Origin of the sequence: Bordetella sp. 15P40C-2 (assembly GCF_009763235.1) — a bacterium.
Taxonomy (GTDB): domain Bacteria; phylum Pseudomonadota; class Gammaproteobacteria; order Burkholderiales; family Burkholderiaceae_B; genus Bordetella_A.
Genome location: NZ_WSJA01000019.1, coordinates 41,508 through 67,748, shown reverse-complemented (window position 1 = coordinate 67,748; position 26,241 = coordinate 41,508). Strand labels below are relative to the sequence as shown.

At 60.7% G+C, this 26,241-nt stretch carries 21 protein-coding genes and 1 tRNA gene; 14 read left to right on the top strand and 8 right to left on the bottom strand.

Features of this window, described 5'->3' with window-relative positions; genetic code table 11:
- Positions 1–80 precede the first annotated feature (80 nt).
- The 4 genes from pstS to pstB are packed head-to-tail and all read left to right on the top strand — an operon-like array spanning position 81 to position 3,821.
- Positions 81–1,121 (top strand): phosphate ABC transporter substrate-binding protein PstS, encoded by a 1,041-nt coding sequence (gene pstS / locus GOQ25_RS08760; RefSeq protein WP_160350080.1) that lies wholly within the window; start codon positions 81–83, stop codon positions 1,119–1,121.
- Between the two features lie 42 nt (positions 1,122–1,163).
- On the top strand, positions 1,164–2,102 hold the full coding sequence (gene pstC, locus GOQ25_RS08755; RefSeq protein WP_160350079.1) for a phosphate ABC transporter permease subunit PstC: 939 nt from the start codon (positions 1,164–1,166) through the stop codon (positions 2,100–2,102).
- An 18-nt stretch (positions 2,103–2,120) separates the two neighbouring features.
- Positions 2,121–2,975 (top strand): phosphate ABC transporter permease PstA, encoded by an 855-nt coding sequence (gene pstA, locus GOQ25_RS08750; protein WP_160350078.1) that lies wholly within the window; start codon positions 2,121–2,123, stop codon positions 2,973–2,975.
- Positions 2,976–3,020: 45 nt separating this feature from the next.
- Positions 3,021–3,821 (top strand): phosphate ABC transporter ATP-binding protein PstB, encoded by an 801-nt coding sequence (gene pstB / locus GOQ25_RS08745; RefSeq protein WP_160350077.1) that lies wholly within the window; start codon positions 3,021–3,023, stop codon positions 3,819–3,821.
- Positions 3,822–3,921: 100 nt separating this feature from the next.
- On the opposite strand, the gene GOQ25_RS08740 is transcribed toward pstB, so the two are convergent.
- On the bottom strand, positions 3,922–6,162 hold the full coding sequence (locus GOQ25_RS08740) for a TonB-dependent siderophore receptor (protein WP_160350076.1): 2,241 nt from the start codon (positions 6,160–6,162) through the stop codon (positions 3,922–3,924).
- Between the two features lie 280 nt (positions 6,163–6,442).
- Between GOQ25_RS08740 and GOQ25_RS08735 the strand changes: the two genes are divergently transcribed.
- Positions 6,443–7,354, top strand: coding sequence for a helix-turn-helix transcriptional regulator (locus GOQ25_RS08735; protein WP_236844533.1), 912 nt, complete (start codon positions 6,443–6,445; stop codon positions 7,352–7,354).
- On the opposite strand, the gene GOQ25_RS08730 is transcribed toward GOQ25_RS08735, so the two are convergent.
- Complete coding sequence (locus GOQ25_RS08730; RefSeq protein ID WP_160350074.1) at positions 7,351–7,950, bottom strand: nitroreductase family protein; 600 nt, start codon at positions 7,948–7,950, stop codon at positions 7,351–7,353. The two genes, GOQ25_RS08735 and GOQ25_RS08730, sit on opposite strands and share 4 nt — an antisense overlap.
- A 108-nt stretch (positions 7,951–8,058) precedes the next feature.
- Between GOQ25_RS08730 and GOQ25_RS08725 the strand changes: the two genes are divergently transcribed.
- Positions 8,059–8,442: an RNA-binding S4 domain-containing protein gene (locus GOQ25_RS08725; RefSeq protein WP_160350073.1), complete on the top strand. Its 384-nt coding sequence runs from the start codon at positions 8,059–8,061 to the stop codon at positions 8,440–8,442.
- Positions 8,443–8,562: 120 nt separating this feature from the next.
- A tRNA-Pro gene (locus GOQ25_RS08720) sits at positions 8,563–8,639 on the top strand.
- A gap of 365 nt (positions 8,640–9,004) precedes the next feature.
- Here the strand turns inward: GOQ25_RS08720 and GOQ25_RS19710 are convergent.
- Together GOQ25_RS19710 and GOQ25_RS08710 are read right to left on the bottom strand one after the other, a co-directional pair.
- Positions 9,005–9,613 (bottom strand): phosphatase PAP2 family protein, encoded by a 609-nt coding sequence (locus tag GOQ25_RS19710; protein ID WP_370519925.1) that lies wholly within the window; start codon positions 9,611–9,613, stop codon positions 9,005–9,007.
- Positions 9,614–9,939: 326 nt separating this feature from the next.
- Entirely contained in the window at positions 9,940–10,836 is an 897-nt protein-coding gene (locus GOQ25_RS08710) for a MurR/RpiR family transcriptional regulator (RefSeq protein WP_160350071.1), read from the bottom strand.
- A gap of 79 nt (positions 10,837–10,915) precedes the next feature.
- Between GOQ25_RS08710 and iolC the strand changes: the two genes are divergently transcribed.
- A complete protein-coding gene (iolC, locus tag GOQ25_RS08705; protein WP_160350070.1) occupies positions 10,916–12,898 on the top strand; it encodes a 5-dehydro-2-deoxygluconokinase in 1,983 nt (660 codons plus the stop codon).
- Between the two features lie 74 nt (positions 12,899–12,972).
- On the top strand, positions 12,973–13,950 hold the full coding sequence (locus GOQ25_RS08700) for a tripartite tricarboxylate transporter substrate binding protein (protein ID WP_160350069.1): 978 nt from the start codon (positions 12,973–12,975) through the stop codon (positions 13,948–13,950).
- Positions 13,951–14,043: 93 nt separating this feature from the next.
- On the opposite strand, the gene GOQ25_RS08695 is transcribed toward GOQ25_RS08700, so the two are convergent.
- The gene (locus GOQ25_RS08695; RefSeq protein ID WP_160350068.1) at positions 14,044–15,549 is read right to left on the bottom strand and encodes a DASS family sodium-coupled anion symporter; all 1,506 of its coding nucleotides are present in this window, start codon (positions 15,547–15,549) and stop codon (positions 14,044–14,046) included.
- A gap of 293 nt (positions 15,550–15,842) precedes the next feature.
- Between GOQ25_RS08695 and GOQ25_RS08690 the strand changes: the two genes are divergently transcribed.
- Genes GOQ25_RS08690 through lpdA form a run of 4 tightly spaced genes read left to right on the top strand, consistent with a single transcriptional unit; the run spans position 15,843 to position 20,861 of the window.
- Positions 15,843–17,075 carry a 3-methyl-2-oxobutanoate dehydrogenase (2-methylpropanoyl-transferring) subunit alpha gene (locus GOQ25_RS08690; RefSeq protein ID WP_160350067.1) on the top strand — a complete coding sequence of 411 codons (1,233 nt, stop codon included), beginning with the start codon at positions 15,843–15,845 and terminating at the stop codon, positions 17,073–17,075.
- 2 nt (positions 17,076–17,077) lie between these two features.
- Entirely contained in the window at positions 17,078–18,121 is a 1,044-nt protein-coding gene (locus GOQ25_RS08685; RefSeq protein WP_236844532.1) for an alpha-ketoacid dehydrogenase subunit beta, read from the top strand.
- 1 nt (position 18,122) lies between these two features.
- Positions 18,123–19,460: a dihydrolipoamide acetyltransferase family protein gene (locus tag GOQ25_RS08680; protein WP_160350066.1), complete on the top strand. Its 1,338-nt coding sequence runs from the start codon at positions 18,123–18,125 to the stop codon at positions 19,458–19,460.
- 3 nt (positions 19,461–19,463) lie between these two features.
- Positions 19,464–20,861 (top strand): dihydrolipoyl dehydrogenase, encoded by a 1,398-nt coding sequence (gene lpdA, locus GOQ25_RS08675; protein WP_160350065.1) that lies wholly within the window; start codon positions 19,464–19,466, stop codon positions 20,859–20,861.
- 96 nt (positions 20,862–20,957) lie between these two features.
- On the opposite strand, the gene GOQ25_RS08670 is transcribed toward lpdA, so the two are convergent.
- The 3 genes from GOQ25_RS08670 to GOQ25_RS08660 are packed head-to-tail and all read right to left on the bottom strand — an operon-like array spanning position 20,958 to position 24,121.
- Positions 20,958–21,965 (bottom strand): tripartite tricarboxylate transporter substrate binding protein, encoded by a 1,008-nt coding sequence (locus GOQ25_RS08670; RefSeq protein ID WP_160350064.1) that lies wholly within the window; start codon positions 21,963–21,965, stop codon positions 20,958–20,960.
- Positions 21,966–22,002: 37 nt separating this feature from the next.
- Positions 22,003–22,914 carry a hydroxymethylglutaryl-CoA lyase gene (locus tag GOQ25_RS08665; RefSeq protein ID WP_160350063.1) on the bottom strand — a complete coding sequence of 304 codons (912 nt, stop codon included), beginning with the start codon at positions 22,912–22,914 and terminating at the stop codon, positions 22,003–22,005.
- A 10-nt stretch (positions 22,915–22,924) separates the two neighbouring features.
- The gene (locus tag GOQ25_RS08660) at positions 22,925–24,121 is read right to left on the bottom strand and encodes a CaiB/BaiF CoA-transferase family protein (protein WP_160350062.1); all 1,197 of its coding nucleotides are present in this window, start codon (positions 24,119–24,121) and stop codon (positions 22,925–22,927) included.
- Between the two features lie 170 nt (positions 24,122–24,291).
- On the opposite strand from GOQ25_RS08660, the gene prpR reads away from it, so the two are divergent.
- The gene (gene prpR / locus GOQ25_RS08655) at positions 24,292–26,220 is read left to right on the top strand and encodes a propionate catabolism operon regulatory protein PrpR (protein ID WP_160350107.1); all 1,929 of its coding nucleotides are present in this window, start codon (positions 24,292–24,294) and stop codon (positions 26,218–26,220) included.
- The last annotated feature ends 21 nt before the right edge of the window (positions 26,221–26,241 follow it).

The window sequence follows — 26,241 nt, the reverse complement described above, 5'->3', positions numbered from 1 at the left end:
TTTAAGATGCGTGCTGTCGATGAGCGGAGCGAGCGAAAAACGCCCGCCGCGACCTCCTCAACAAGCACAGAAGGAACTCCATGTTCAAGCGTGTACTGAAGCAGATTACCGTCGGCGTGGCCCTGGGCGGCGCCGTATTCGCGGCGCAGGCTGCCAATGTCACTGGCGCGGGCGCTTCGTTCCCGTACCCTGTCTACGCCAAGTGGGCGTCCGATTACAAAGCCGCCACCGGTGTGGCCGTCAATTATCAGTCCATCGGCTCTGGCGGCGGCCAGCAGCAGATCAAGGCCAAAACCGTCGATTTCGGCGCCTCTGACGATCCCCTCAAGGCCGACGACCTCGAAAAGAGCGGCCTGTTGCAATTCCCCGCCGTGATAGGCGGCACGGTGCCCGTCATTAACGTCGACGGCATCGAGCCGGGCCAACTAAAGCTGTCGGGCCCCGTGCTCGCCGATATCTTCCTCGGCAAAATCAAGAAGTGGGACGACGATGCCATCAAGGCTCTGAACGCCGGTCTGAAGCTGCCTTCGACCGACATCATCGTGGTGCATCGCTCGGATGGATCGGGCACCACATTCGGCTGGACGAACTATCTCTCCAAGGTCTCGCCAGAGTGGAAGGAAAAGGTCGGTGAAGGCAAAGCCGTTAAATGGCCGACGGGCCACGGTGGCAAGGGCAACGAGGGTGTCGCCGCTTACGTGGGTCAGCTGAAAAACTCGATCGGCTATGTCGAATACGCGTACGCCAAGCAGAACAAGCTGGCATGGACGCAGTTGCAAAACCAGGACGGGCAATTCGTGCAGCCGGATCAGGGCGCTTTTGCCGCCGCGGCGGCTAACGCCGACTGGAAGGCCGCGCCTGGCATGGGTGTGGTGCTGACCAACGAGCCGGGCGCCAAATCCTGGCCCGTGACCGCGGCCACCTTTATCCTCATGCACAAGGTGCAGGACAAACCTGAGCAGGCTCGCGCGGTGCTCGAGTTCTTTGACTGGGCCTTCAAGAATGGCGCGCCGGCCGCGCAAGCCTTGGACTACGTGCCGCTGCCCGATAACGTGACGGCGCAGATCCGTGACGCATGGGGCGAAATTAAGTCCGCCGATGGCAAGCCCGTCTGGAAGTAAACCTAAGGTCATCAAGCAGCCGCCACCACCTAGCGTTCGCCTATGAAGTCAAATAATCACGCGCTACTGGATGCGCTGTTCAAGCACGCTACGCGGCTGTTTGCGTTCCTGGTGTTCCTATTGCTGGCGGCAATTATGTTGTCGCTGGTCTATGGCAGCCGGGAAACCTTGTCCAAATACGGCCTGGCGTTTCTGTGGCATAACGATTGGGATCCGGTACAGCAGAGCTATGGTGCGGTGGTGCCCATCGTGGGCACGCTATTGACCTCGGCCATCGCGCTCGTCATTGCGGTGCCCGTGTCGTTTGGCATCGCGATTTTTCTGACCGAGTTGGCTCCCGCGTGGTTGCGCCGGCCGCTCGGCACCGCGATTGAGATGCTGGCCGCGATTCCATCGATCATTTACGGGATGTGGGGCCTGTTTGTCTTTGTGCCGATCTTCCAGCAGTACGTACAACCGTCATTGATTTCGGTGTTGGGTAGTCTGCCTGTCGTGGGCGAGCTGTTTGCCGGCCCGCCGTTTGGGATCGGGATTTTTACGGCCGGGCTTATTCTGTCGATCATGATTATCCCGTTCATCGCTGCGGTGATGCGCGATGTGTTCGAGTTGGTGCCTACGCTACTTAAAGAGTCTGCCTACGGCCTGGGCAGCACGACCTGGGAAGTGATGTGGCGCGTGGTGTTGCCCTATACCAAGACGGGCGTGATCGGCGGCATCATGCTGGGCCTCGGGCGCGCACTGGGCGAAACCATGGCGGTGACTTTCGTGATCGGCAATGCGTTTCAGTTCCCGGGCTCGTTGTTTTCGCCGGGCAATTCGATTGCTTCGGCGCTCGCCAACGAATTCAACGAGGCGGGCGGAATCCAAAAATCCGCGCTGTTGGAACTCGGCCTGATTCTGTTCCTCATCACCACGGTTGTGCTCGCGCTGTCAAAGGTGCTGCTCTCCAGAGCGACAGCTAACGAAGGCAAAAAGACCTGATAGCCCCGGGGACAACACATGTTCGACAATATCAACACAAATAACGGCATCTATCGGCGACGGCGCCTGGTCAACAAAGTTATGTTGACGCTTTCACTGGCCACGTTGGTGTTCGGTTTGTTCTGGCTGTTCTGGATCATCCTGACCCTGCTGTTGAAAGGCGCGCCAGCCTTGTCGTGGAGCCTCTTTACCGAAATCACGCCGCCGCCCGGTCAGGATGGTGGCCTGATCAACGCCATCGTGGGCAGTCTGTTGATGGCCGGCGTGGGGACCTTGATCGGTACGCCGATCGGGGTGCTGGCCGGGACCTATTTGGCGGAATACGGCCAGCGCGGCTGGCTCGCGCCCGCGACGCGATTCCTGAACGACGTGTTGCTCTCCGCGCCGTCCATCATTATCGGGTTGTTCATCTATGCCGTGTATGTGGCGCAGGTCGGCCATTATTCCGGATGGGCGGGCGCGCTGGCCTTGTCCATCCTGGTGGTGCCGGTGGTGGTGCGCACCACCGACAACATGCTGTTGCTAGTGCCCAACAGCTTGCGCGAAGCCGCCGCCGCGCTCGGATGCCCGAAGTGGCGCATGATCACCATGGTGTGTTATCGCGCGGCCAAGAGCGGCATCATCACCGGCATCCTGCTGGCGATCGCGCGCATTTCCGGCGAGACCGCGCCGCTGCTATTCACCGCGCTATCGAATCAATTCATGTCATGGGACATGAACGCCCCTATGTCGAATCTGCCCGTCGTCATCTATCAATATGCCGCCAGTCCTTTCAAAGACTGGAACAACTTGGCTTGGGCTGGCGCGACGCTTATTACCTTGCTGGTGCTGGGGATCAATATCCTCGCGCGCAGCCTGTTTCGGAAATCGTGATCGCCCTGCGGCGCGTCTGAGCGCGCGGCATCAGGAAAAAACGCTATGCAAAATACGGTACTGGTCGATGCTAAAACAACGACCCCCGACGCCCGGCCTAAGCTGGAGGTCAAGAATCTCAACTTCTACTATGGCAAGTTCCATGCGTTACGCAACGTGAATCTCTCCGTTCGCAAGAATAAGGTCACCGCGTTCATCGGCCCGTCCGGCTGCGGCAAGTCGACGCTGCTGCGCACCTTTAATCGCATGTTCGAACTCTATCCCGGTCAGCGCGCAGAGGGCGAGATCTTGCTCGACGGTGAAGATCTGTTGACCTCGAAGATGGATATTTCGCTCATCCGCGCCAAGGTCGGCATGGTGTTCCAGAAGCCCACGCCCTTTCCGATGAGCATCTATGACAACATCGCCTTCGGTGTGAAGCTGTTCGAGCGCCTCTCTAAAGGCGAGATGGAAGAACGCGTGGAATGGGCCTTGACCAAGGCCGCATTGTGGAACGAGGTCAAGGACAAGCTACACCAGAACGGCAACAGCTTGTCGGGCGGGCAACAGCAACGCTTGTGCATCGCCCGCGGCGTGGCGATCAAGCCGGAGGTGCTGCTGCTGGATGAACCCTGCTCGGCGCTCGATCCGATATCGACCGCGAAGATCGAGGAGCTGATCGCCGAGTTAAAGAATGACTACACGGTCGTCATCGTGACCCACAACATGCAGCAGGCGGCGCGCTGTTCCGACTACACCGCGTATATGTACTTGGGCGAGTTGATGGAGTTTGGCGAGACCGACCAGATCTTTGTCAAACCCGCGCGTAAAGAGACCGAGGACTACATCACGGGCCGTTTTGGCTAAGGCGCCAACGAACCAAAGATAACGCCCTTCGGGGCCTCGCAAAAAGAATCGCCAGGACCCGTCAATCACGGCCCTGGCGATTTTCCATGCTGAGTACGGCTTAGTACGTCACAGTCATCGTGGCATAGTAAGCGCGACCCGGTTCGTTGTAGGTCGCCGCGCCTGCGCTGCTGGCGTTGCCTTCACGATAGAGCTTCTTGTCGAACAGGTTGCTCACGCCCACGCGGAAACGCAGGTTGTTGTTGGGCTCGTAGCCCACGCTCAGACCCACCAATGCATAGGGGCTGACGGTTTGACGGCCGTTGCCTTCCAGCGTTTCACCGGTACGCATATTGGTCTTCGGTCCTTTCTGCTTGCCGTAGTAGGTCAGGTTGGCTTGGAACGACCATTCGGGCGTGTAGAACCAATCAAGCGTGCTGTTGATCGTGTACTGAGGAATCACGCTCAGCGGCTCGCCCGTATCCTTACTCTTGCTTTGCAGCATGTAAGTGAAGTTGGTGTTCCAGTCCAACGTCGGGGTCAGAGGCACGAAGAGGTTGCCTTCCAAGCCTTCGACCACGGCCTTGCCGCTGTTGGACCATTGCAGCACGCGAGCGCCATTGTTCAAACGGTACAGATACTCGGTATCCGCGACGATTTTGTTTTTGTAATCGTTGCGGAAATACGCGACGCTGGTTTTCCACGTACCCGGGTCATACTCGAAGCCGATTTCCTTATTGACGCTGATTTCGGGCTTCAGATCCGAACTACCCACCAGGTAGCAGCCGTTGGAGTTCGCTTCGGCGACCGAGCAACCATTACCGCGGCTATACAGCAGATAGTTCGGGTTCGATTGATACAGGTTGGGCGCCTTGTAGGCGCGCGCGATACCGCCTTTCAGGCGCAGCGTGTCGGTGACTTTATACGAGGTGTTCAGGCTCGGGCTGAAGTTGCCGCCGAATTCGCTGTTGTGGTCATAACGCAGCCCCGGCGTCACGATGGTGCGCATGCCGGCTTGGATATTGTCCTCGACAAAGAGCGCGTAGCTGTCTTGTGAGGTCTTGGTCGGACGGTCGCCCGTCGCCGTGCCGGGAATCGTGCCACCCGTATAGGTTTGACGCAGCGACGACGGATCATCCAGCGACTCATGCAGGTATTCGATACCCACGGTGGCCACTTGCTGCAGGCCCAGCGTGAACGGCACGCTGACTTCGCTTGCGCCACGCAGCGTGCGCAGGCGCGCGGTATCGCGGCCGAGATCGGTCGGGGCGCCTTCCGGGCCGCCGGCGAGACCCTCTGCCTGACGCGAGTTGCGCGTGTAGTCGTACGACAGTTCCGTGCGCGACGTACCCCAATCGTAGTTACCGCGGTGCGTGACGCCAAAGCTCTCGCGATACATCGCGTTGGTTTCTTTGCCGTAGAGGCTATCCGAGAACGCACTGTTTACGTTGTTCATCGTGTCGCCGGCGTAAAGGTTGCCTTGACGGCTAAAGCCTGCCTCGAACTCGAACGTGTCGCGGGTCGTCGGACGCCAGGCGAACAGCGCGTTCAAGTCTTGGTTGATGACACCTTCGCGGCCGGACGTGTTGGCCACGCCATTCGCATCGACTGTCGCGTGATCGGCGTTAATGTTGCGATCGTCAGGATTCGTCTTGTTGTAGTTTGCGTACACGCGCATGCTCACCGTATCGGTGATTGGCGTGGACAAACGTGCGTTGACCCGGTTGGTGTTGCCTTCCTTGCTGTTTTCAGGCTGATTGATGTAGTACGTCGCCGATGCCGTCGTCTTGTCCGTGGGCTGCTTGGTGATGATGTTGACCACACCTCCCATCGCGCCCGAACCATAGCGGGCAGCGGCCGGGCCGCGGATGACTTCGATACGTTCGACTTCCTCGGCCGGCACCCAGTTGGTGTCGCCACGCGTGTCGCGATCGCCGTTCCAGCCATAGCGCACGGCGTTGCGCGATTCGACCGGCTTGCCGTCGATCAGGATCAGGGTGTTTTCCGGACCCATGCCGCGGATGTCGATCTGACGGCTATTGCCACGCGCGCCACTAGCACTGTTTCCCGTCAAGTTCACGCCGGGTTCGCGGCGGATGATGTCGGAGAGATCGTTGGTCGGCGGGCGACGTTGGATTTCTTCGGCCGTGATCACCGAAACGCCCAGCGATTCTTTGACTTCCTCTTCCGCGGTGCCAAGCACCTCGACAGCGGACAGCTCCTGCACCACGGCCGGGTCCGTCGGCAGGGGAGCGTTGGCCTCGCTCATCTGAGCCTGAACGACGCTGGGCAGGGCAGCGCCTGACAGAGCGAGAGTGACTAGGGCGCCGAGATAATGGCGCTTGAAAGGTGGCGTTGACATGGCCGGCTTCTCCGAATGCGCAAAACATTGTGCGCATCCCCGCGCAGGGGTGCGCTGATTAGTATTATTAGGAATGATTTACACTATCATTCACAGAGGCGATTATGTCAGGCGAGGGCGGATCACGACTTTGAATGCACACCAAATTGCTTTGCTAAATCCTCATTTGGTCATCTGAAGTTACATGGACACGGTTTCTACGGGGAGCGCTGCGCGGATAACTCAGCCAGCCGGGTTAATCGATAAAGCCGCGTTACATAGCCAGGCGGCCCATAGTGCCTTGCGATACGCTGTCGAGGCGCCCAGCGCGCAGCAGCCTGTTTTCGAGGGCCTGATCGACACGACGAAGCTAAGCGAGGGCCTCATCCAACATCGGGTCGATGCGCGGGACCTGCAGGGAGCGGCCGTCCGTGCCGATCTGCAGCCAGGTCTGCGCATTGCTGTTACGGTCGCGGGCAGGGCGGATGTCAGCTACGACGGCTATCGTCTGTTGCTCGGGCCGCATCGCGACGGCCGCGCGGCCGGCGCGATGGTGGCGCTGACCGAGCCAGCCCGTTTCGTGAGGCAATCCCGGCGTGGCGACATCGAGCGCAGCGTCAGTCTGACGCTAAGCGAGGCCTGGCTGAGGGAACGTCTGGGCGACACGATGCCGTTTTGCCTGGAGTTTGCCCGGCGGCATCTGTCCGTTCATCCGTGGATGGCCTCGTCGCAGACCGTGGCGTTGGTCACGCAGATGTTGGCCCCATCGGCCCTCGAAGGACCACTTTGGCGGCTATATCAGGAGTCGCGCTGTATGGCGTTGGTCGTCGATGCGCTGTCGGATCTGGATGGCGCCGCGATGGCGCCTATGGGGGTAACGCTGCGTCCGCGCGAACGCGTCCGGATGGAACAGGTGCGCGACCTGCTTGACAGCGGCGCGGCCGATGAGATGAGTCTGGTCGAAATTGCCCGCCAGGCCTGCGTCAGCGTCAATACCCTGCAACGACAGTTTCGCGCGGCCTGGGGAAAAACGGTGTTCGCGTATTTACGCGACGCGCGCCTGGCGCGGGCGCGCATGGCGTTGGAGCGCGATGCCGTGAGCGTGACCGAAGCGGCGCTGATCGCGGGCTATTCCAGCCCGGCGAATTTCGCGACCGCCTTTCGGCAACGATACGGCATTGCCCCCGGCCAGGCGGGCCGGCGTGGCGATTAACCGATCACGCGGAAGCGCTCCGCGTCATTCATAAAGGCTTTCTCGCCGAATCCGCCGGCATTGGCCCCAAACGGCATTTGCGCGCGCAATTTCCAGCTGGCCGGGATGTTCCATTCAGCCGCGACCGCCGCGTCGATGAGTGGGTTGTAATGCTGCAGACTCGCGCCCACGCCGGCGTCAGCCAGCGCGGCCCACACGGCCAGTTGCGCCATGCCGCTCGATTGCTCTGACCAGATCGGGAAATTGTCTGCATACAGCGCGAATTTCTCTTGCAGCCCCCGAACGACGTCCTGGTCTTCATAGAACAGTACCGTGCCCACGCCTGCCGCAAAACTCGTCAGACGGGTGACGGTTTTGTCAAAATTTTCCGGCGGCGCGACCTTGCGTACTTCTTCGATGGCGATTTGCCAAAGCTTTTCGCTCTGGTCGCCAAACAGAATCACGGCACGCGAGCTTTGCGAGTTAAACGACGAGGGGCTGTGTTTGACGGCTTCCTGAATCAGCGAAGCGAGGTCTTCCTTGGACAGGGATACGTCGCGGCCCAGGGCATATTGGCTGCGGCGCTGCTTGAGTTTGTCGAGAAAGGTATTGCTCATTAAGAAAAGTCCTGCGTTGTCTACGTACCTGCATTCTATCTGCCACCCCTGGATCGCCCCCGCCATTGCCCTGCGAGCCGTCGGGGCTTTGCCGCTAGAATGCACCTTATGACGGAAAAACTGCGACTCGATAAGTGGCTGTGGGCAGCCCGTTTCTATAAGACCCGCAGCCTGGCTTCCCAGGAAATTGGCAAGGGCAGGGTGCTGGTCAATCATCAGCCGGCCAAGCCCGCGCGTGAAGTGGCCGTTGGCGATCTGGTTACGGTGCGTAAAGAAGATCCGCCCATTCATGTCGAGGTTCGCGCCATCAGCGCGGTGCGCGGCCCGGCGCCCGTAGCGCGGCAGCTATATGAGGAAACGGCCGAGAGTATCGTCGCGCGCGAACGCGCCGCCGAGTTGCGGCGTCTTGCCCCGGAACCCGCGCAGGCGTTGACCGCGGGTCGCCCCACCAAGCGCGATCGTCGCCTGATCGATCAAGTTCGCGGGAAATAAGGGCGTCGCGGCTTGAGAGGGGCAACGTTTGGGCTATCCCAGCGCGGTGCGGAATGTGGTAGCATTCCGTTCCCTGTTCGATGTCGCCTCACGCAGCGTCTAACAGATGGCAGTACCCGTCGGGGCGTAGCGCAGCCTGGTAGCGCATCTGCTTTGGGAGCAGAGGGTCGCGAGTTCGAATCCCGCCGCCCCGACCAATAAAATCAAAGGCTTACAGATTTTCGTCTGTAGGCCTTTTTTATTTGCTGATTGAGGCTTAAACAAAGGCCCGACTAGTCAGCTAAATTCGACAAATAAACCAATGGTATAGCGAGGCTTGCGTTTTGACTCGCATGGCGTACCAGTTCCCGCTCGGCGTTGCGCAGATCGGGCTTGACCCGGACGACAGCGCTAAATATCCGAACTCCCACGATTGACGCTCGCGCCCCGACAATCCGTGCGGATATAGCGCCGAACCTCGTGCGGTGCGTACCCGTGGTCTTTGAACGCCGAGTACAGGTGGGCGTTGGCTTGTACCCACCGTGACGGGTTAAGCCGCTTTTCGGTCAGCGGTGGAGCTGATCTAGTTTCCTGAACGGCGTTGAACTATGGCTTGAGATCCGCGGTCATCGAGTTCAATAAACTCCTTTTTTGCCGCGTTTAATGCCTGCATGAATTGCGGGTTGGCATGTAGTGCGGCCACGACTGCCGCGCCCATGATTCGCCCATTGTCTACGTCGCTGCGCCAATGAGCACCGCACACTACCCGGCTGTCACCGAATGACAGGCCCCGGCGCAAAATCTGCGTTTCACGCTCGGGATTAATTTCGGCCAATACCAGGGCAGCTGCCCATCCAAAAGACGCATGTCCAGACGGATAAGAGCCCGTTTTGGCCATTTTGCTGTCTCGCTCCGGCGTACATGTCGCATCTTTATAGATAACAAACGGGCGCACCCGCATGTAATGGTTTTTGGCGCTTCGCATCGCGTAGTCGTGGCTGTCGTGCAAGATTCGATTCATGAGTGCAAACAGCACCGGCGTGTGACTGGCCGAAATTTCCATTCCAAACGCTTCCGAGAAAGCGCTTCCGAAATTCTTGTAGTCGGCATCTTGAGCCGCGAGGGCTGTTCTTTCCGGGTCCCTTAATACATGGCCGGCTTTGTATTCGGCCTCATCCGCGAGGAATGCCACGGAAGTTTCCGCAGGAGGCGGGGGCAATATGGCCAGGCTGTCAGGGGCCGTCTTCGCAGTAAGAAAACCCGGATTTTCCGTTGCATGTACGGCGGTAAGCTGCGCCAACCCGCAAAATGTCGAAATCAGAAGAAAATGTCTGAGCATCGTTGTTCAATGTTTTGGAGCGGCGCCAGCTGGTTAACAGGGTTACCAACGTGGCGCGTGCGTGGCCATCCGGCTCCGTACCGGTCTCACTTTATTATTGCGCTGTGCAATTGATACGAGCTAAGACTTGTCTCATTTTTTCGCGGCCGTGAATTGCTCTGGCGATGGTGAACCGAGTTTTATTTTGCTGGCTCGTAAGCCAGTTCCATCCGATACGCCAACGCCAAAAATAATGACTGCGCCAGACATAGCGTGCTGGTCAGCGAACGAAATCCGAACGTCGCACTGTCCTGAGCCAACAGCGTGACCGTCGCCCGTGCCGCCAACGGACTTAACTGGCTGTCGGTCAGCGCCAGCACGCGGGCACCGCGCGCCAAGGCCAGATCGACGACCTCCAATGTTTCCGGGGCATATGGCTCGAACGACACCGCGAGCATCACATCGCCCGGCGCCAATGCGCGTAGCTCGCCCTTTTGCATCGCGCCGAGGCCATGCAGCCAATGCACGGGCTTAGAGGTATGTTGCAAGGCATAGGCCAAATAGGACCCCACCGGAAACGCGCGCCGCGACGCGGCGAGCCAGATTGCGGGCGCTTCCAGCATCAACTCAACGGCAGCTTCGAATTGATCCGTGGGCAGCCCGCGCTGCAGGGCTTGCAGACTGGCGATGCTGCCTTCGATGACTGCATGCGCGAGCCGCGCGCCGCCCACGTCCGCTTGTCCGGTGGCCTCGCCGCTGGCGATCAGTCCTCGAATCCGATCCTGGTAATCATGCTGAACCGCGAGCTGCCTCGCGGCATCCGCGCGGAACAAGAGCTGCATCTGCGTGTAGCCTGAAAACCCGAAGTGCTTGGCAAACCGCACCACGGCCGAAGCCGGCACGCCGCAGCTGTCAGCCGTGGCCTGAATGCCGTCGAACGCGACGCGCTCGCCCTGCATCTCGACATACTGGCCGATACGCTTGAGCTGTCGGCTGAGCGCATCGAATTGTTCGCGCAGCGCCACAAGAAATGCGCCCGCGTCGGCATAGGGCGATTCACTTCCCGGCGGGGCTGGCTGGAGTTTTCTATTTTTCATTATTTTGGAAAATATTTTCTATTTGAACTATGATAGCAGCCCAGTAGCATCCACCACGGGGATATCCCCACGCTAGCACATGACGACTTCACCGCTGAATTTTCCTGCTAATCGCCCGATCGATGTGGCTTGCCTGGGTCGGCTGGCGGTCGATCTCTACGCACAGCAGATCGGCTGCAGTCTCGAGGAAGCGCACAGTTTTGCCAAGTACCTGGGCGGTTCGTCTGGGAATATGGCCTTCGGCACGGCGCGCCTGGGATTGCGTTCGGCGATGATCTCGCGCGTGGGCGATGAACAGAATGGGCGGTTCTTGATCGACACGTTGCGCCTTGAAGGATGCGACACGAGTCAGATTCAGATAGATCCGCAGCGTCTGACCGGCATGGTGTTGTTGGGGATCAAGGATAAGGACACGTTCCCCCTTTTATTCGCGCGCGAAAACTGCGCGGATATGGCCTTGGATGCCGATGCCATCGATGAAAATTTCCTGGCGCGCTGCCGTAGCCTGATTATCACCGGCACCCATTTGAGCGCGCCGGGTGTCCTGGCGGCGAGCCGCCGCGCGTTGGACATCGCGGCGCGACATGGCGTGGTGCGGATGCTGGATATCGATTACCGGCCGGTGTTGTGGGGCCTGACCACGCGCGGCGATGGCGAAACGCGTTATGTGGCCAGCGCAGAGGTCAGCGCACGTCTGCAAGCTGAACTGCATCAGTTCGATTTGATTATCGGCACTGAAGAAGAATGGTTGATCGCAGGGGGCGTCGAGGGTGACCTGATCGAGAGCCTGCGTCGCGTGCGCGCGTGCAGTCAAGCGGTATTTGTGGTCAAACGCGGCCCCTTGGGCTGCTCGCTGATCGAGGGTCCGGTGCCGGATCGTATCGACGATGCGCCCACCGTAATGGGCGAGCGCGTCGAGGTGTTGAACGTATTGGGCGCGGGCGATGCGTTCGCCTCGGGTCTTCTGGCCGGCTTGTTGCGCGGTAAAAGCCTCGCGGAATCCGCCGCCATTGCCAATGCTTGCGGCGCGATTGTGGTGTCGCGGCACGGTTGCGCGCCGGCCATGCCGACCCGAGCGGAATTGGAGCACTGGTTCTCGGGGCATCGCCATACGCGACCCGATCATGATGCCGCCTTGTCGCATCTGCATCGCGTCAGTCGGGCGCGCCCGGCCTGGCCCGAACTCTGCGTGCTGGCTTACGACCATCGCAGTCAGTTCGAGGACCTCGCGCACGAGACTGGCGCGCCGTTGGAACGATTGCGCACGCTCAAGCGCCTGATTAATGAGGTCGTGGCCGATGTCGAGCGCGGCGAGGGCAATGCGGGTCGCATGGGCGTGCTGATCGATGGTCGGCGTGATCTGGGCGCCGAGGCGCTGCACGAGGCCACGGGTCGTGGTTGGTGGATAGGCCGGCCGATCGAACTGCCGGGCTCGCGTCCCCTGCGTTTTGACGGGACGGATTCTCTGGCGACCGAGTTGCAGCACTGGCCGCTGTCGCATACGGTCAAGTGTCTGGTTTTCTATCATCCCGATGACGCCCAGTCGCTGCGTGATGAGCAAGATGCCTGGCTGCGCCAGGTCTGGACGGCCACTCGCGCCAGCGGACACGAGTTGCTGCTGGAAGTCATTCCGCCCAAAGACACGCTGGGGCCAGACGATCGCGGCCAAGCCGTGGTGCGGGCGATCCAGCATTTTTACGACATGGGGATCAAGCCGGAATGGTGGAAAGTTGGCGCCATGAGCCGGGCCAATTGGGAGGCGCTTGACGCGTTGGTGCGCGACCGCGACCCGTGGTGCCGGGGGGCCGTGATCTTGGGTTTGTCCCAACCGCTGGAGCAGTTGGTCGAAGCCTTTGCCGAAGCTCAGGCGCCCGTGGTCAAAGGGTTCATGATCGGTCGCACTGTGTGGGCCGCACCCGCACGGGCATGGCTGCGCGGCGAAACGGATGATCGGACGTTCCAGGCGGCTGTAGCCCAATCATTTCGCGCGCTTGTCGCGGGTTGGCGTCGTAGTCGCCGCGCCGAGCACGAGGCTGTAGCACCGCAATCCGCCACGGCCTGAGTCCGCCCCTGTCTTTGATGATATTGAGCGGCCCGCCGTGGCCGCGAGCAGAACAACGTACAAAGGAGATCTCCATGACTGTCACTACCCGCCGTCAATTCCTCGGCTCCCTTGGCGCGCTGGCCGGCGCCTTCATGTTGCCGGCCGTGGCTCGTGCCTCGGACGCCTATCCACAACGGCCGATCGAATTGATCGTGCCGTTCGCCGCGGGCGGTGGCACGGATGTGCTCGCACGCGCCTTGGCCGAGGCGGCACGTCCTCAAGTGGGCCAAGATCTGATCGTGCTGAATCGTGCGGGCGCCAGTGGCGCTGTCGGCTGGACCGAACTGGCCAATGCCAAGCCGGACGGCTATAAGGTCGGCATTATCACCGTCGAGTTGACCATGATTCCGCATATGGGCATGACCAAGATCAACTCGGATGCGGTGATCCCGGTGGCGCGTTTGAACGCCGACCCGGCCACGATTGCCGTGCGCGCGGATTCGCCGTTCCAGACAATTGAAGACTTGATCGAGGCCGCCCGCAAGGAACCGGACGCGATCACTGTTGGCAACGCGGGTCCCGGATCGCTAGGCCATCTGGCGGCCGCCGCGCTGCAAGACAAAGCAGGTGTTCAGTTCAACCATGCTCCTTACCGTGGCGCCAATCCTGCCGTGCTGGATTTGTTGGGCGGGCACATTCAAGCCGTCGCAGTGACCCCTGTGGAGGTGGCCAACTACGTGGCCGCGGGCAAGATTCGTCCGTTGGCCATCATGGCCGATAAACGGATCGGCGCGGGCTGGGAAAATGTCCCCACGCTGCAAGAGCGCGGGATCGATCTGCTGATCGGCGGCTGGCGTGGGCTGGCTGTCCCGCGTGGCACGCCCGATGCCGTGGTACAGAAACTGCGCGAAGCCATGGCGACGACTCTGCAAGACCCCGCGCTGCGCAAAACGATGGCCGAACTCAACATGGGTGAAGGCTATCTCGACCAGGCCGATTTTCAGGCCGTGATCGAACGCGACAATGCCGTGTTCAAGGCGCTGGTCGACAAGCTCGGTATCAAGGCCTGATAGTGACGAAGCGGGGATACGCGCTGAAAGTCGTAGTTCCCGCCGCCGAAGATACTTGCGCTGAGCCCTATGACCCGCGGTTTCGGTGCAGGCCTACCAAAAACCAAGTAGCCGCCACCACAACATACCCACGGTTGCGTAAATAACGAGTTCAATCACGCACATGGTGAAGCCGACACGCCACCATGTGCCTAGCGGGACGTAGCCGCTGCCGAAGATAATGGGCGATGTGCCGGTGGCGTAGTGTGTGAGCGTCATCATGATCGTGGAGCCCGCCACCATCATCAGCAGAAACGGCACCAGATACTCGGGCGGGACCAGCGCGGCGCCCACGCCCAGGAACGCCAGCATCATCGCACTGATATGCGCCGTCGTACTGGCAAAGAAATAGTGGGAAAACACGAATAGCAGCACCAGCAACGTCGCTGCCCAGTACCACTCCATGCCGGAGGACACGATGCCGTTTTGCAGGCCCGTGGAGAACCATTGAATCACACCGGCCCGGTTCAACTGCTCGGCCATCATCACGAGCGCGCCAAACCAGATCAGCGTATCCCAGGCGCTTTTCTCGGACAGCACATCATCCCAATTGATGGTGCCGGTGATGATCAGAATGGACAGCCCTATGAACGCTACCACTGTCGGGTCCAGCGTAAAGGCCGGTCCGAAAATAGCGGCCGGCACATCGGCCCACAATATCAGCAGTGTGGCAAAGGTCCCCAGCATGACTTTCTCGCCGGCGGATATAGGCCCCATGTTTTTGAGTTCTGTCTTTGCATAGCCGATGGCGTCGGGGGTGGCCTTGACCTGTGGTGGGGACAGCCACATCATCAGCAAGGGCATCAGCATCAGGCATAAGAGTCCGGGCAGCAACATGCATAGCGCCCAAGTCGTCCACGAAAGCTTGAAACTCTGATCGGTCACGCGCGCTACATAGTCCACGACGAGCGGATTCGGTGCGGTCGCGGTGACGAACATGCCTGAGGTGATCGTATTGGCGTGCATATTGACCAGCGACAAATACGTACCCATCTTGCGTTCCGTGCCTTTCCCCGGATCGGAGTCGAACGCCGCCGCGATCGAGCGCATGATGGGATGCACAATGCCGCCGCCGCGTGCCGTGTTGCTGGGCGTGAATGGGGCAAGCACCAACTCGCAGACAGCCAGACCATACCCGATGCCTAGCGTGCGTCGCCCTAGTGCCGAGATAAACAGCAAGCCGATGCGCTTTCCCAGACCGGTTTTTTTCAACCCGCGCGACACGAGTACGGCGACCACGATAAGCCAGATCAAGGGGTTCGACAGGCTGGAGAGTGCGTCCGAAATGGCGCCTTTGGACGATGTCGAGGTGACCTGCGTGACAGCTACCGCGGTGATCGCCATCATCGCCAGCACGCCGATGGGCATCACCTTCAGAATGATCGCCAGGATAGTCGCGAGAAACAGCGCCAGCAGCGTCCACGCCTTGTCGGTCAGTCCGCCAGGCGTGGGGGCCAGCAACATGGCCGCCAGAAACACGGCGCAGACAAGCGCGGGAATGAGCCGGAAGGACACTCGTTTTTGTATATCAGCCAGCGCGACTTGCAATCGACGAATCATGCAGGGTCCTTGTGACGCGAAATGGGTGGCGCGACGCGCCGATGGCATAGCAGCCGCAGCATTATGAGCGAGCCTGCGCGCGACTGACAACGCATCTGCGGGCGGACAGCATATATCGGACCCATCGATCAGCGCCTCTTCGCCGCCGAGATGCATTATGCTAATCTGCAATGGCAGGTTGCGTTACACCACCCCGTAACGCCGCCAGCGACGGCCTTGCGTGCGGTTACCCCCGCGCGGCGGGCTACGGCAGAAAAAGAGCGCGTGACACAATCAAAGCGTGGAGACATTTCATGAGCCAAAACGGCCCACTACGACTGCATGTCCCCGAGCCCACCGGGCGTCCGGGTTGCCGCACCGATTTTTCCTATCTGCGCCTGTCTGCGGCGGGCGAAATTCCCAAACCTCCGATCGATGTCGCCGCCGAAGATACGGTGGATCTGGCGTATCGGTTGGTGCGAGTGATCGATGATGACGGCGTGGCGCAAGGCCCCTGGGCACCGCAGTTGGATGACCAGACGCTGCTAAACGGCATGCGCGTCATGATGAAGACGCGGCTCTTCGATGCGCGCATGCTCAATGCCCAGCGTCAGAAGAAGATCTCTTTCTATATGCAAAGCCTGGGCGAGGAAGCCATCGGCGTGGCGCATGCCCTGGCGCTGGATCGCGCGGATATGTGCTTTCCAAGCTATCGGCAGCAAAGCATTCTGCTGGCGCGCGATGTCTCCTTGGTGGAGATGATGTGTCAGCTGATGTCCAACGAACGCGATCCGCTGCATGGGCGTCAGCTGCCGGTGATGTATTCCAAACGCGATGCCGGATTTTTTTCCATTTCGGGCAACTTGGCCACGCAGTTTATTCAGGGCGTGGGCTGGGCGATGGCCTCGGCGATCAAGGGGGATACGCGCATTGCTTCCGCCTGGATCGGCGACGGGGCCACTGCCGAGGCAGACTTTCATACGGCGCTGACTTTCGCGCACGTGTATCGCGCGCCGGTCATTTTGAACGTGGTCAACAATCAATGGGCGATCTCCACCTTTCAGGCCATCGCTGGCGGCGAAGGCGCGACCTTCGCCGGGCGAGGGGTAGGCTGCGGCATCGCGTCTTTGCGGGTGGATGGCAACGACTTTCTGGCGGTGTATGCCGCAACGCAGTGGGCAGCCGAGCGCGCGCGTCGCAACCTCGGCCCGACGCTGATCGAATGGGTCACCTATCGCGCGGGGCCGCATTCCACTTCCGACGATCCCTCTAAATACCGTCCTGGTGACGACTGGAGCCATTTCCCGTTGGGCGATCCCATCACGCGCTTTAAACAGCACCTTATCCAGCGCGGTATCTGGTCCGAGCCTGAGTACGAGCAAGCCCGGGCAGAGCTCGAAAGCGAAATCATGGCCGCCCAGAAAGAGGCCGAACAATACGGCACGCTGCTCGATGGCCATGTGCCGAGCGCGGCCAGCATGTTCGAGGACGTGTACGAGCAGATGCCGGCGCATCTGCGGCAGCAACGCCAGTCGCTGGGAGTGTGATCATGACGCACGAAAAGAATGGCGGTCCGACCACCATGTCGATGACCATGGTCCAGGCATTGCGTTCCGCAATGGACGTGATGCTGGCGCGCGATGAGAACGTGGTGGTGTTCGGCCAGGACGTAGGGTATTTCGGCGGCGTGTTCCGCTGCACCGAAGGGCTGCAAGCCAAGTATGGCACTTCGCGGGTGTTCGATACGCCCATTTCCGAGGGTGGCATCGTCGGCGTCGCGGTCGGCATGGGCGCATACGGTTTGCGCCCGGTGTGCGAGATTCAATTCGCGGACTATTTCTATCCCGCTTCTGACCAGATCGTGTCGGAGGCGGCTCGGCTGCGCTACCGCTCGGCCGGTGAATTCATCGCGCCCCTGACCATACGCATGCCGTGCGGCGGGGGGATTTATGGTGGGCAGACGCATAGTCAGAGCCCGGAGGCCATGTTCACCCAGGTTTGCGGGCTGCGTACCGTATTGCCGTCGAATCCCTATGACGCGAAAGGCCTGTTGATCGCTGCCATCGAGAGCAATGATCCCGTCATTTTTTTAGAGCCAAAGCGCCTGTATAACGGCCCGTTCGATGGTCATCATGATCGCCCGGTCACGCCCTGGAGCAAGCACCCCGCCAGCCAGGTGCCGACCGGGTATTACAGCGTGCCGCTGGAGTCCGCCGCGATCGTTCGTCCCGGTGAAGCGTTAACCGTATTGACCTACGGAACCACGGTACACGTGGCTCTGGCCGCTGCAGAAGAAACCGGTCTCGATGCGGAAATCATCGACCTGCGATCGCTTTGGCCGCTGGATCTGGACACCATTGTGGACTCGGTACGCAAAACCGGCCGATGCGTTGTCGTGCATGAGGCCACCCGCACCTGCGGGTTTGGCGCCGAACTGGTATCGCTCGTGCAAGAGCATTGCTTTCACCACCTGGAGTCACCTGTTGAACGTGTGACGGGTTGGGACACTCCCTATCCCCATGCACAGGAATGGGCGTATTTCCCTGGCCCCGCCCGCGTGGGTGCGGCGATGCAACGTGTGATGGAGGCATGACATGGGTGTGCATATCATCAAGATGCCTGACATCGGCGAAGGCATTGCAGAGGTAGAGCTCGTCGGCTGGCAGGTAAAGGTGGGTGATAGCGTCACGGAAGATCAGGCGCTGGCCGAGGTGATGACCGATAAGGCCACGGTAGAAATTCCGTCGCCCGTAGTGGGCAAGGTGATCGCATTAGGCGGTCAGGTCGGTGACACCATGGCGGTGGGCGCGGAGCTGATCCGGCTGGAAGTCGAGGGCGCGGGGAATGTGAAGGCCGAGGCCGATACGGCGAAACCGGATACGGTGTCAGAAGTTCAGCGCGCAAATGGCGCCGGCGCTGAACGGAAGGAAGAGGGTGACGAGCCCGCGCGTCGGCCCGAAGCGGCCGCGGATGTCCCCCGCACGATGTCCGCCGACGAGCCGTCTCTCCCCTCCAGGCCTGAGCCGGTGTCGCGCCCCGCGCCGCGCCAAGCGCGAGAACGTCCGTTAGCCTCGCCCGCTGTGCGCAAGCGTGCGTGGGATCTCGGGATCGAGCTGCGCTACGTCGCCGGATCGGGTCCCGCTGGGCGCATTCAGCACGAAGACCTGGACGCGTATCTCCAAGGCCAGAGCGCCACGGCGCCCGTGGCACCCGGCGGTTATCGCGAGCGACACGAAGAAGAAGCGATCCCCGTCGTCGGCCTGCGCCGCAAGATCGCACAGAAGATGCAGGAGTCCAAGCGCCGCATCCCGCATTTCAGCTATGTCGAAGAAATCGACGTTACCGCGATCGAACAACTGCGTGCGCAGCTCAACACCAAGTTCAGCGCCTCGCGCGGCAAACTCACCTTGTTGCCCTTCATAGCGCGGGCGATGGTGCTGGCGTTGAGAGACTTTCGGCAGATCAATGCTCGCTACGATGACGAGGCCGGTGTGGTCACGCGTTATGGCGCTGTGCATCTGGGCGTGGCGACCCAGACCGATAGTGGGTTAGTCGTGCCCGTGGTGCGTCATGCCGAAGCGCGCGATGTCTGGGGTATCGCCCGAGAAATAGCGCAGCTGGCTCAAGATGTACGCGTGGGCAAGGCCGCGCGTGACGTGTTAAGCGGTTCGACCATTACGTTGAGCAGCCTCGGACCGCTCGGAGGCATCGTCAGCACGCCAGTCATCAATTATCCCGAAGTAGGTATCGTCGGGGTTAACCGTATCGTTGAGCGACCCGTGTTTCAGCACGGCACTGTGGTGGCGCGTCAGCTGATGAACCTGTCGTCGTCATTCGATCACCGCGTCGTTGACGGCATGGACGCCGCGCAGTTTATCCAGGCGGTGCGATCGTTGCTGGAGCAACCAGCACTGCTGTTCGTGGAGGCGTAGACGATGCGCGAGATTCTATCTACGACGCTGCTCATCATCGGTGGGGGCCCCGGCGGCTACGTTGCGGCGATCCGCGCCGGTCAATTAGGCGTGCCCACGATAATAGTCGAGGGCTCGCAACCCGGCGGCACGTGCCTGAATATCGGCTGCATCCCCTCCAAAGCCTGGATCCACGCGGCTGGCGAATACGAGCGCGCGTGTCAGCAAGCTCACGTTTCGACGCTCGGCATTTCGGTGCAGCACCCGTCTATCGATAGCGCACAAACCCTGGCGTGGAAAGACGGCATCGTCAGCCGGCTAACGGCAGGCGTGGAAGCGCTGCTGAAGAAAGCCGGGGTACGGTTGGTTCGCGGTTGGGCGCGCGTGCTGGATGGCAAGACGGTGGAGGTGAAAACGGATGAGGGCGCACAACGCATTCAATGCGAACATCTGCTACTCGCAGCGGGTTCGGAGCCGATGCCCTTGCCGTCCATGCCTTTCGGCGATCGTGTGATTTCCTCAACAGAAGCCTTATCCCCGCGCCAGATTCCAAAGCGTCTGGTGGTGGTGGGCGGCGGCTACATTGGTCTGGAGCTCGGCACGGTCTATCGCAAACTCGGTGCAGAGGTCTCCGTCGTTGAAGCGCAGGACAGGATTCTGCCCAGCTATGATGCGGACCTGACGCAGCCGGTCAGTAAAGCGCTTGGCAGGATGGGCATTACGCTGCACCTGAAGAGTAAGGTCCTGGGTCTGAATGCGGCGGGCGATGCGGTGCGCGTGCAGGGTGAGACTGGCACGGAGACGCTACTGCCCGCGGATCAAGTGCTGCTTGCCATCGGACGACGTCCACGCACGCAGGGGTGGGGTCTCGAATCGCTGCAGCTGAGTCGCTCCGGTAATGCGTTGCGTATCGACGAACAGTGCCGGACCTCGATGCGCAATGTCTGGGCGATTGGTGATATCACGGGCGAGCCGATGCTGGCACACCGCGCGATGGCGCAGGGAGAGATGGTGGCCGAGTTGGTCGCAGGACGCAAACGCCGTTTCACGCCTGCGGCGATTCCTGCCGTGTGTTTTACTGACCCAGAGATTGTCACTGCGGGGCTTGGGCCATCGCACGCCAAAGAGGCGGGACTAGACTGCATCGTCAGCCAGTTTCCGTTCTCCGCCAATGGTCGTGCGATGACCTTGGAGTCGAACGAAGGGTTTGTGCGTGTCGTGGCGCGTCGCGACAACCATCTGATTGTCGGTTGGCAGGCCGTCGGGCGTGGCGTGTCGGAATTGAGCGCGGCATTTTCGCAGTCGCTCGAGATGGGGGCGAGGCTGGAGGATGTGGCGGGCACGATCCACGCGCACCCGACTTTGGGCGAAGCGATACAGGAAGCCGCATTGCGCGCGCTGGGACATGCCCTGCATCTTTGAACGGCGAAGTGCTGGGGGTCAATGGGGAAGCGCACTGACGCTTCCCCACAGATCTGCGGCCTTAAATTGATTCACGGCGGGCTGCTTTGAAGGCGCTTAATTCGCCTGAATATTCGCGCTCTTGACTACCGTTTCGTAGGTCTTCAGATCTTCCGCGATTTGTTTGCGGAATTCCTCGGGCGTATTGCCCGAGGCCGTAATGCCCAGCCCGGCGAGCCGCGCCTTGGTGTCCGGATCGTGCACGACATCGTTTACGGCTTTCTGCAGCTTGGCGACGATGGCAGGTGGCGTCTTAGCCGGCGCGAGTATGCCGATCCAGGAATTCACCACAAAGTCCTTCACACCCGACTCTTTGATCGTGGGCACGTCGGGCAGCGATGCCAGCCGTTCGTCGGTGCTGACGGCAATCGCCTTGAGTTGTTTGCGATCGACATAGGGATAAGCGCCCGCTACCGCTGTATAGAGCAAGGGCAGCGTGCCGCCCACCACGTCGGCCATGGCTTGTCCACCGCCTTTATACGGAATGTGTTCAAGCGCAATGCCCGTGCGTTGACGCAGCAACTCACCGGCTAAGTGCGGTGTGCTGCCCACGCCCGCGCTACCGTAAGAAATGCCTTGTGGCTGGGTTTTCGAATACGCGATCAACTCTTGCAAGTTGGAGGCCGGCACCTTGGGATTGGCCACGATGATCAGCGCCGCATCGCCGATCTTGCTGACGGGGGCGAAGTCCTTCAGTGTGTCAAAAGGAATGTCTTTATGGACATGCGGATTGATCACCAGCGTGCCGTCAAAGCCCAGCACCAGCGTATAACCATCCGGGTCAGCCTGTGCCGCCATTTGTGTGCCGATATTGCCCGAGGCGCCCGGCTTATTGTCGACGATCACCTGTTGGCCCAGACGTTGCCCCATCTTTTCTGCGACCAACCGAGCACCAGTGTCGGATACCCCGCCGGGCGCGAACGGCACGATCAACCGTATGGGCCGCGAAGGATACTGGTCCGCCGACTCTGCTGCCAGCGTGGGTACCGTACCCAACGCGAGCGTGGCGCCGAGCGCGGCCACAACGAAACGGCGACGGGGTGAAACGACGCGATCGATTTTCATAGTTGTCTCCTAGAGTTATGCGTTTGTTGTTGTGTGGTTACTGCGGGGGATACTGTCGTCGCAGCCACGCGATGCTGCGTCCTCCTAGTGCTCTACCGAGTTGTGATTCAGCAAAGTCGATCGCGTGCAGCAGCCCCGGCAACGATATGCCGGTCGTCAGACCACTGCGTTCGGCCATCAGCACCAGGTCTTCTGTCGCGGCGTTGCCCGCAGCACCCGGAGCAAAAGGGCAGCCGCCGATACCGCCTACGCTCGCATCAAAACGGCGCACACCCGCTTCAATCGCAGCCCAGGCGTTTGCCGTCGCCATGCCGCGCGTGTCATGAAAATGCGCGGCCAGCTTCTCTACGGGTAGCGCTTGCGCCAGCGTCTCAAAATGATGTTTGACCATGCCGGGAGCCGCCGAGCCGATCGTGTCCGCAATGATGATCTCCTCTGCGCCGGCCTCGTGCATCCGGATTGCCAACGCCACGACGGTATCGAGGTTGGTGGGCCCCTCGAACGGACAGTCGAACGCCACGGCCACATACGCGCGGCGTCGCAGCCCTAACTCGCGCGCAGCCAGCAGGGCAGACTCGGACACCCGCGTGGCGGTACCGAGGTCCATATTGATGTTCTTCTGATTCATTGTCTGTGTCGCCGACAACACGACCGCGACTTCACGTGCACCCGAGGCATGGGCGCGCTCCAACCCTTTCTGGTTTGGAATTAATGCTGATGCGCGCAGCTCGGGCAGCTCGCGCTGCACCCGCGCGATCACCTCCGCCGCGTCGGCCATTTGCGGCACGGCTTTAGGCGAAACAAAGCTTGTTGCTTCGACACTGCTGACGCCAGCGTCATGCAACAGCTTGATTAGCTGCACCTTCGCGTCTGTGGGAAAGGGCACCTGTTGATTCTGTAGTCCATCGCGTGGCGCGACATCGGTAATGATCAAGCGATCTTGCGACATGGCGGGCCCCTCAAGCAATGACGTTTTGAGTCCGCAGCGCGCTCAGGCGCTCTTCGTCGTAGCCGGGCAAGCTGCGCAAGACGTCCTCGGTATGTTCGCCCAAAGTGGGCGGACTACCGTAGGCACGCGCGGGGTCCGCGGATAACTTAATCGGATTGCCCGGCATCTGAATGGTCTCGCCGGTTTTGAGCGGCACATCCACCACCATGTCGCGCGCGCGTACCTGCGTATCGTTGAGCGCTTGACGGAAATTGTTGACCGGCCCGCAAGGTATGCGCGCCGCAGACAGCTTTTCCAACCAATGCGCCGTCGGTTGCGTGCGGAACTCTTCGCTGACAATGGCGTCGATCTCCGACTTGGCGGCGAACCGCCCGGGCTGCTGATCGTATTCCGGTCTGCGTAGCGCGGGCAGATCGATGCACTCGAGAAAGCGCTTCCAGAATGCGTCGCCGATGCATGCGACGATGATGTGACCATCCGCCGTGGGGTAACTGTTATACGGCACGTGTACGAAATGGCCGTTCCCGATTCCCTCGGGCACAATGCCCGACATCAGATGCATAGTCGCCATGTAGTTCAGCAGCGAAATCTGTGCATCGAGCATGGACACATCGACATGCTGTCCGCGGCCGATGCGTTCGCGTTGCGCGATAGCGGCGAGTACACCCATCGCGCCGAATACCCCGCCACCCAGATCGCCGATAGGAATGCCACTGCGGGTCGGCCCTGTCTCGGGTGTCCCGGTGATCGACATGCCGCCGCCCATCGCCTGGACCACTTGGTCGAATGCCGGACGCTGTGTTGCCGGACCCGTGCTGCCAAAGCCAGTCACCGAGCAAGTGATAATGCGCGGATTGACGGCCGATAGTGCTTCGTAGTCGATGCCCAGACGCTTGGTCACACCCACGCTAAAGTTGTCGAAAACCACATCTGCATGGCGCACCAGGTCCATGAAGACCGCCAAGCCGGCTTCGCTCTTCAGATCGATGCACACGCTTTGCTTGTTGCGGTTGAGCGTCAGGAAATACGCCCCCATACCGTCGCGCGAATAATCCGGGTCGTGCTCGAGCAAGCGCCGGGTGCCCTCGCCAGTGCCCGGTGGCTCCACCTTGATCGTGCGCGCGCCCAGGTCCGCCAGCAGCATGGTTCCGTATGGGCCCGAGAGCATATGAGTCAGATCCAAGACGGTGATGTGTTCGAGCGCCAAAGTGCACCTCCAATGCAGCAGTTACTGTGAGTGCTGTGGGTATCGCAAACCTTATGCCAGTTTTTCAGAGATCGTAAGGCGTTGATAAATAAAGAATTGGAAAATTCCGGCGTCACGCAAACGTCTCATGCGACATAATTGAAACGCCATTAATGTCGCGACGAATCACGATGAGCTATCCCAATTTTTCCAGGCCGGCCGATCTGCCGAGGATCTGTTTCATGAGCTATAGGCAGATCCGTGAGTTCGCGATGCCCGTCGTCGCCGAGTACTCGAAACGCGCTCACATCGAAGTCGTGGACGGCACGTTTGGTGGGGCACTGGCAATGGCGCGCGACCGGCTCGATCGCGGCGTGGTTGACGCATTTGTCAGTGCGGGCTCGAACGCGAGCATTCTGCGCGCCGGGCTGCAGGCGCCTGTGGCCACGATTCAACTGAGTGGCTTCGACCTTTTACAAGCCTTGATTCAAGCGCGCAGAATTGCGGATCGCGTGGGGGTGGTGATGTATGGGCAAACGATTCCGGAGCTGGACGCCGTCAAGGAACTGCTCAATATCGAGATTGTTCAACATGCGTATCAAACACCGGATGATGCCAGGCAGCGATTCGAACAACTGCGGCGTGAGCGATTCCAGGTCATCGTAGGTTCGAGTCTGGTCGTGGAGCTGGCCGAGCAGGCTGGTCTGCACGGACTGCTGGCATATTCGTTGACCAGCATACGCAAGGGATTCGAGGATGCTCTGGAGCTCGCGCGCGTGGCCCGACTGGAGGCCGGCCGGGTAGAGCAGTTGAACGGGGTGCTGCACAGCTTGCAGGATGCCGTGCTGGCCGTTGACCGCCACCATCGCGTCATCGCCATCAACCCGCCCATGCAACGCCTGCTGGCCCCGGGAGGGGCGGATGTCACCGGCCGCCCGTTGGATCAGTTGCGCCCCGAACTGACACTGCGCGCCACACTGGAGACCGGCCAGCAGGAAAGCGCCGGTCTGCAGCGCTTCGGTGGGCGCGATTGGATCGTCAATCGCACGCCCATCCGCGAACGCGGCGCCATCGTGGGGGCGGCGTTGACGCTGTATGACGCCGGCCGCATCCACGAGGCCGACACCAGTTTGCGCGTGCAGCAACGGCGCAGGCAACACACAGCCAAATACCGATTCGATGCGCTCATCGGGCAGAGCCCGACTTTTCAGCGTGCCGTGCAAACCGCGAGGCGTTATGCACGCACTGACCTGACCGTGTTGATCGCCGGCGAGAGTGGCGTAGGCAAAGAACTGTTCGCGCAAGCCATTCATAACGAGAGCCGACGCGCGGACCGACCGTTTATCGCGGTCAACTGCGCATCCTTTGCCGAGTCGTTGCTCGAGAGCGAACTCTTCGGTCACGAAGAGGGCGCCTTTACGGGGTCGCGCCGCGGCGGAAAGCGCGGATTGTTCGAGGCCGCCCACACCGGCACGCTGTTTCTCGACGAAATCGGCGACATGCCCCTGCCATTGCAAAGCCGTCTACTGCGCGTGCTGCAAGAACGTGAAATCACGCGCGTAGGCGCTACAGCCGCCATCCCGGTGGATGTGCGCATTATCGCGGCCACTCATCAACCGCTACAGGAGCTGATCGCCCAGCGCCGTTTCCGTCAAGACCTGTACTACCGCATTAATACGCTGCGTGTGGCCGTACCGGCGTTACGCGACCGGCCGGACGATATCGGTGCGCTGCTCCATGCTCTTGTCACGCGCTGCGTAGTCCGCCTGGGCGACACGGTGCCCGACGATATCGATGCGCGGCTCGCGCCGTGGCTGCCGCGCCTGCGCCGCTACGCTTGGCCTGGAAACGTGCGGGAGCTGGAAAACATGAGCGAGCGCATCGCGGTATTCCTGTCCCAATACGGGCAAGGCGAACCCATCGATCACGAGGCGCTCCGGTACGATTGCCCCGAGCTGTATGCGGATCGCCCTGACGAACCAACAGAGCAACCCGGACTGGGTTTGCGCGAGCGCGCGCTGCAGTCGCTACAAGCTGCGGGAGGCAGCCGCCAGCGCGCGGCGCAGCGGCTGGGAATCAGCCGTTCGACGTTGTGGCGTTGGCTGAATTCCGATCAATGATTCGCCCGAGGTCTCGGCGAC

What these genes read in the sequence shown, in the direction of transcription:
- GOQ25_RS08690 (WP_160350067.1), top strand. Translation starts at nt 15,843, where the DNA reads ATGAGCCAAAACGGCCCACTACGACTGCATGTCCCCGAGCCCACCGGG.
- GOQ25_RS08710 (WP_160350071.1), bottom strand. Translation starts at nt 10,836, where the DNA reads ATGAAAAATAGAAAACTCCAGCCAGCCCCGCCGGGAAGTGAATCGCCC.
- GOQ25_RS08740 (WP_160350076.1), bottom strand. Translation starts at nt 6,162, where the DNA reads ATGTCAACGCCACCTTTCAAGCGCCATTATCTCGGCGCCCTAGTCACT.
- pstC (WP_160350079.1), top strand. Translation starts at nt 1,164, where the DNA reads ATGAAGTCAAATAATCACGCGCTACTGGATGCGCTGTTCAAGCACGCT.
- GOQ25_RS08730 (WP_160350074.1), bottom strand. Translation starts at nt 7,950, where the DNA reads ATGAGCAATACCTTTCTCGACAAACTCAAGCAGCGCCGCAGCCAATAT.
- GOQ25_RS08680 (WP_160350066.1), top strand. Translation starts at nt 18,123, where the DNA reads ATGGGTGTGCATATCATCAAGATGCCTGACATCGGCGAAGGCATTGCA.
- GOQ25_RS08685 (WP_236844532.1), top strand. Translation starts at nt 17,078, where the DNA reads ATGACGCACGAAAAGAATGGCGGTCCGACCACCATGTCGATGACCATG.
- pstA (WP_160350078.1), top strand. Translation starts at nt 2,121, where the DNA reads ATGTTCGACAATATCAACACAAATAACGGCATCTATCGGCGACGGCGC.
- iolC (WP_160350070.1), top strand. Translation starts at nt 10,916, where the DNA reads ATGACGACTTCACCGCTGAATTTTCCTGCTAATCGCCCGATCGATGTG.
- GOQ25_RS08725 (WP_160350073.1), top strand. Translation starts at nt 8,059, where the DNA reads ATGACGGAAAAACTGCGACTCGATAAGTGGCTGTGGGCAGCCCGTTTC.
- GOQ25_RS08700 (WP_160350069.1), top strand. Translation starts at nt 12,973, where the DNA reads ATGACTGTCACTACCCGCCGTCAATTCCTCGGCTCCCTTGGCGCGCTG.
- lpdA (WP_160350065.1), top strand. Translation starts at nt 19,464, where the DNA reads ATGCGCGAGATTCTATCTACGACGCTGCTCATCATCGGTGGGGGCCCC.
- GOQ25_RS08695 (WP_160350068.1), bottom strand. Translation starts at nt 15,549, where the DNA reads ATGATTCGTCGATTGCAAGTCGCGCTGGCTGATATACAAAAACGAGTG.
- pstS (WP_160350080.1), top strand. Translation starts at nt 81, where the DNA reads ATGTTCAAGCGTGTACTGAAGCAGATTACCGTCGGCGTGGCCCTGGGC.
- GOQ25_RS08670 (WP_160350064.1), bottom strand. Translation starts at nt 21,965, where the DNA reads ATGAAAATCGATCGCGTCGTTTCACCCCGTCGCCGTTTCGTTGTGGCC.
- pstB (WP_160350077.1), top strand. Translation starts at nt 3,021, where the DNA reads ATGCAAAATACGGTACTGGTCGATGCTAAAACAACGACCCCCGACGCC.
- GOQ25_RS08665 (WP_160350063.1), bottom strand. Translation starts at nt 22,914, where the DNA reads ATGTCGCAAGATCGCTTGATCATTACCGATGTCGCGCCACGCGATGGA.
- prpR (WP_160350107.1), top strand. Translation starts at nt 24,292, where the DNA reads ATGAGCTATCCCAATTTTTCCAGGCCGGCCGATCTGCCGAGGATCTGT.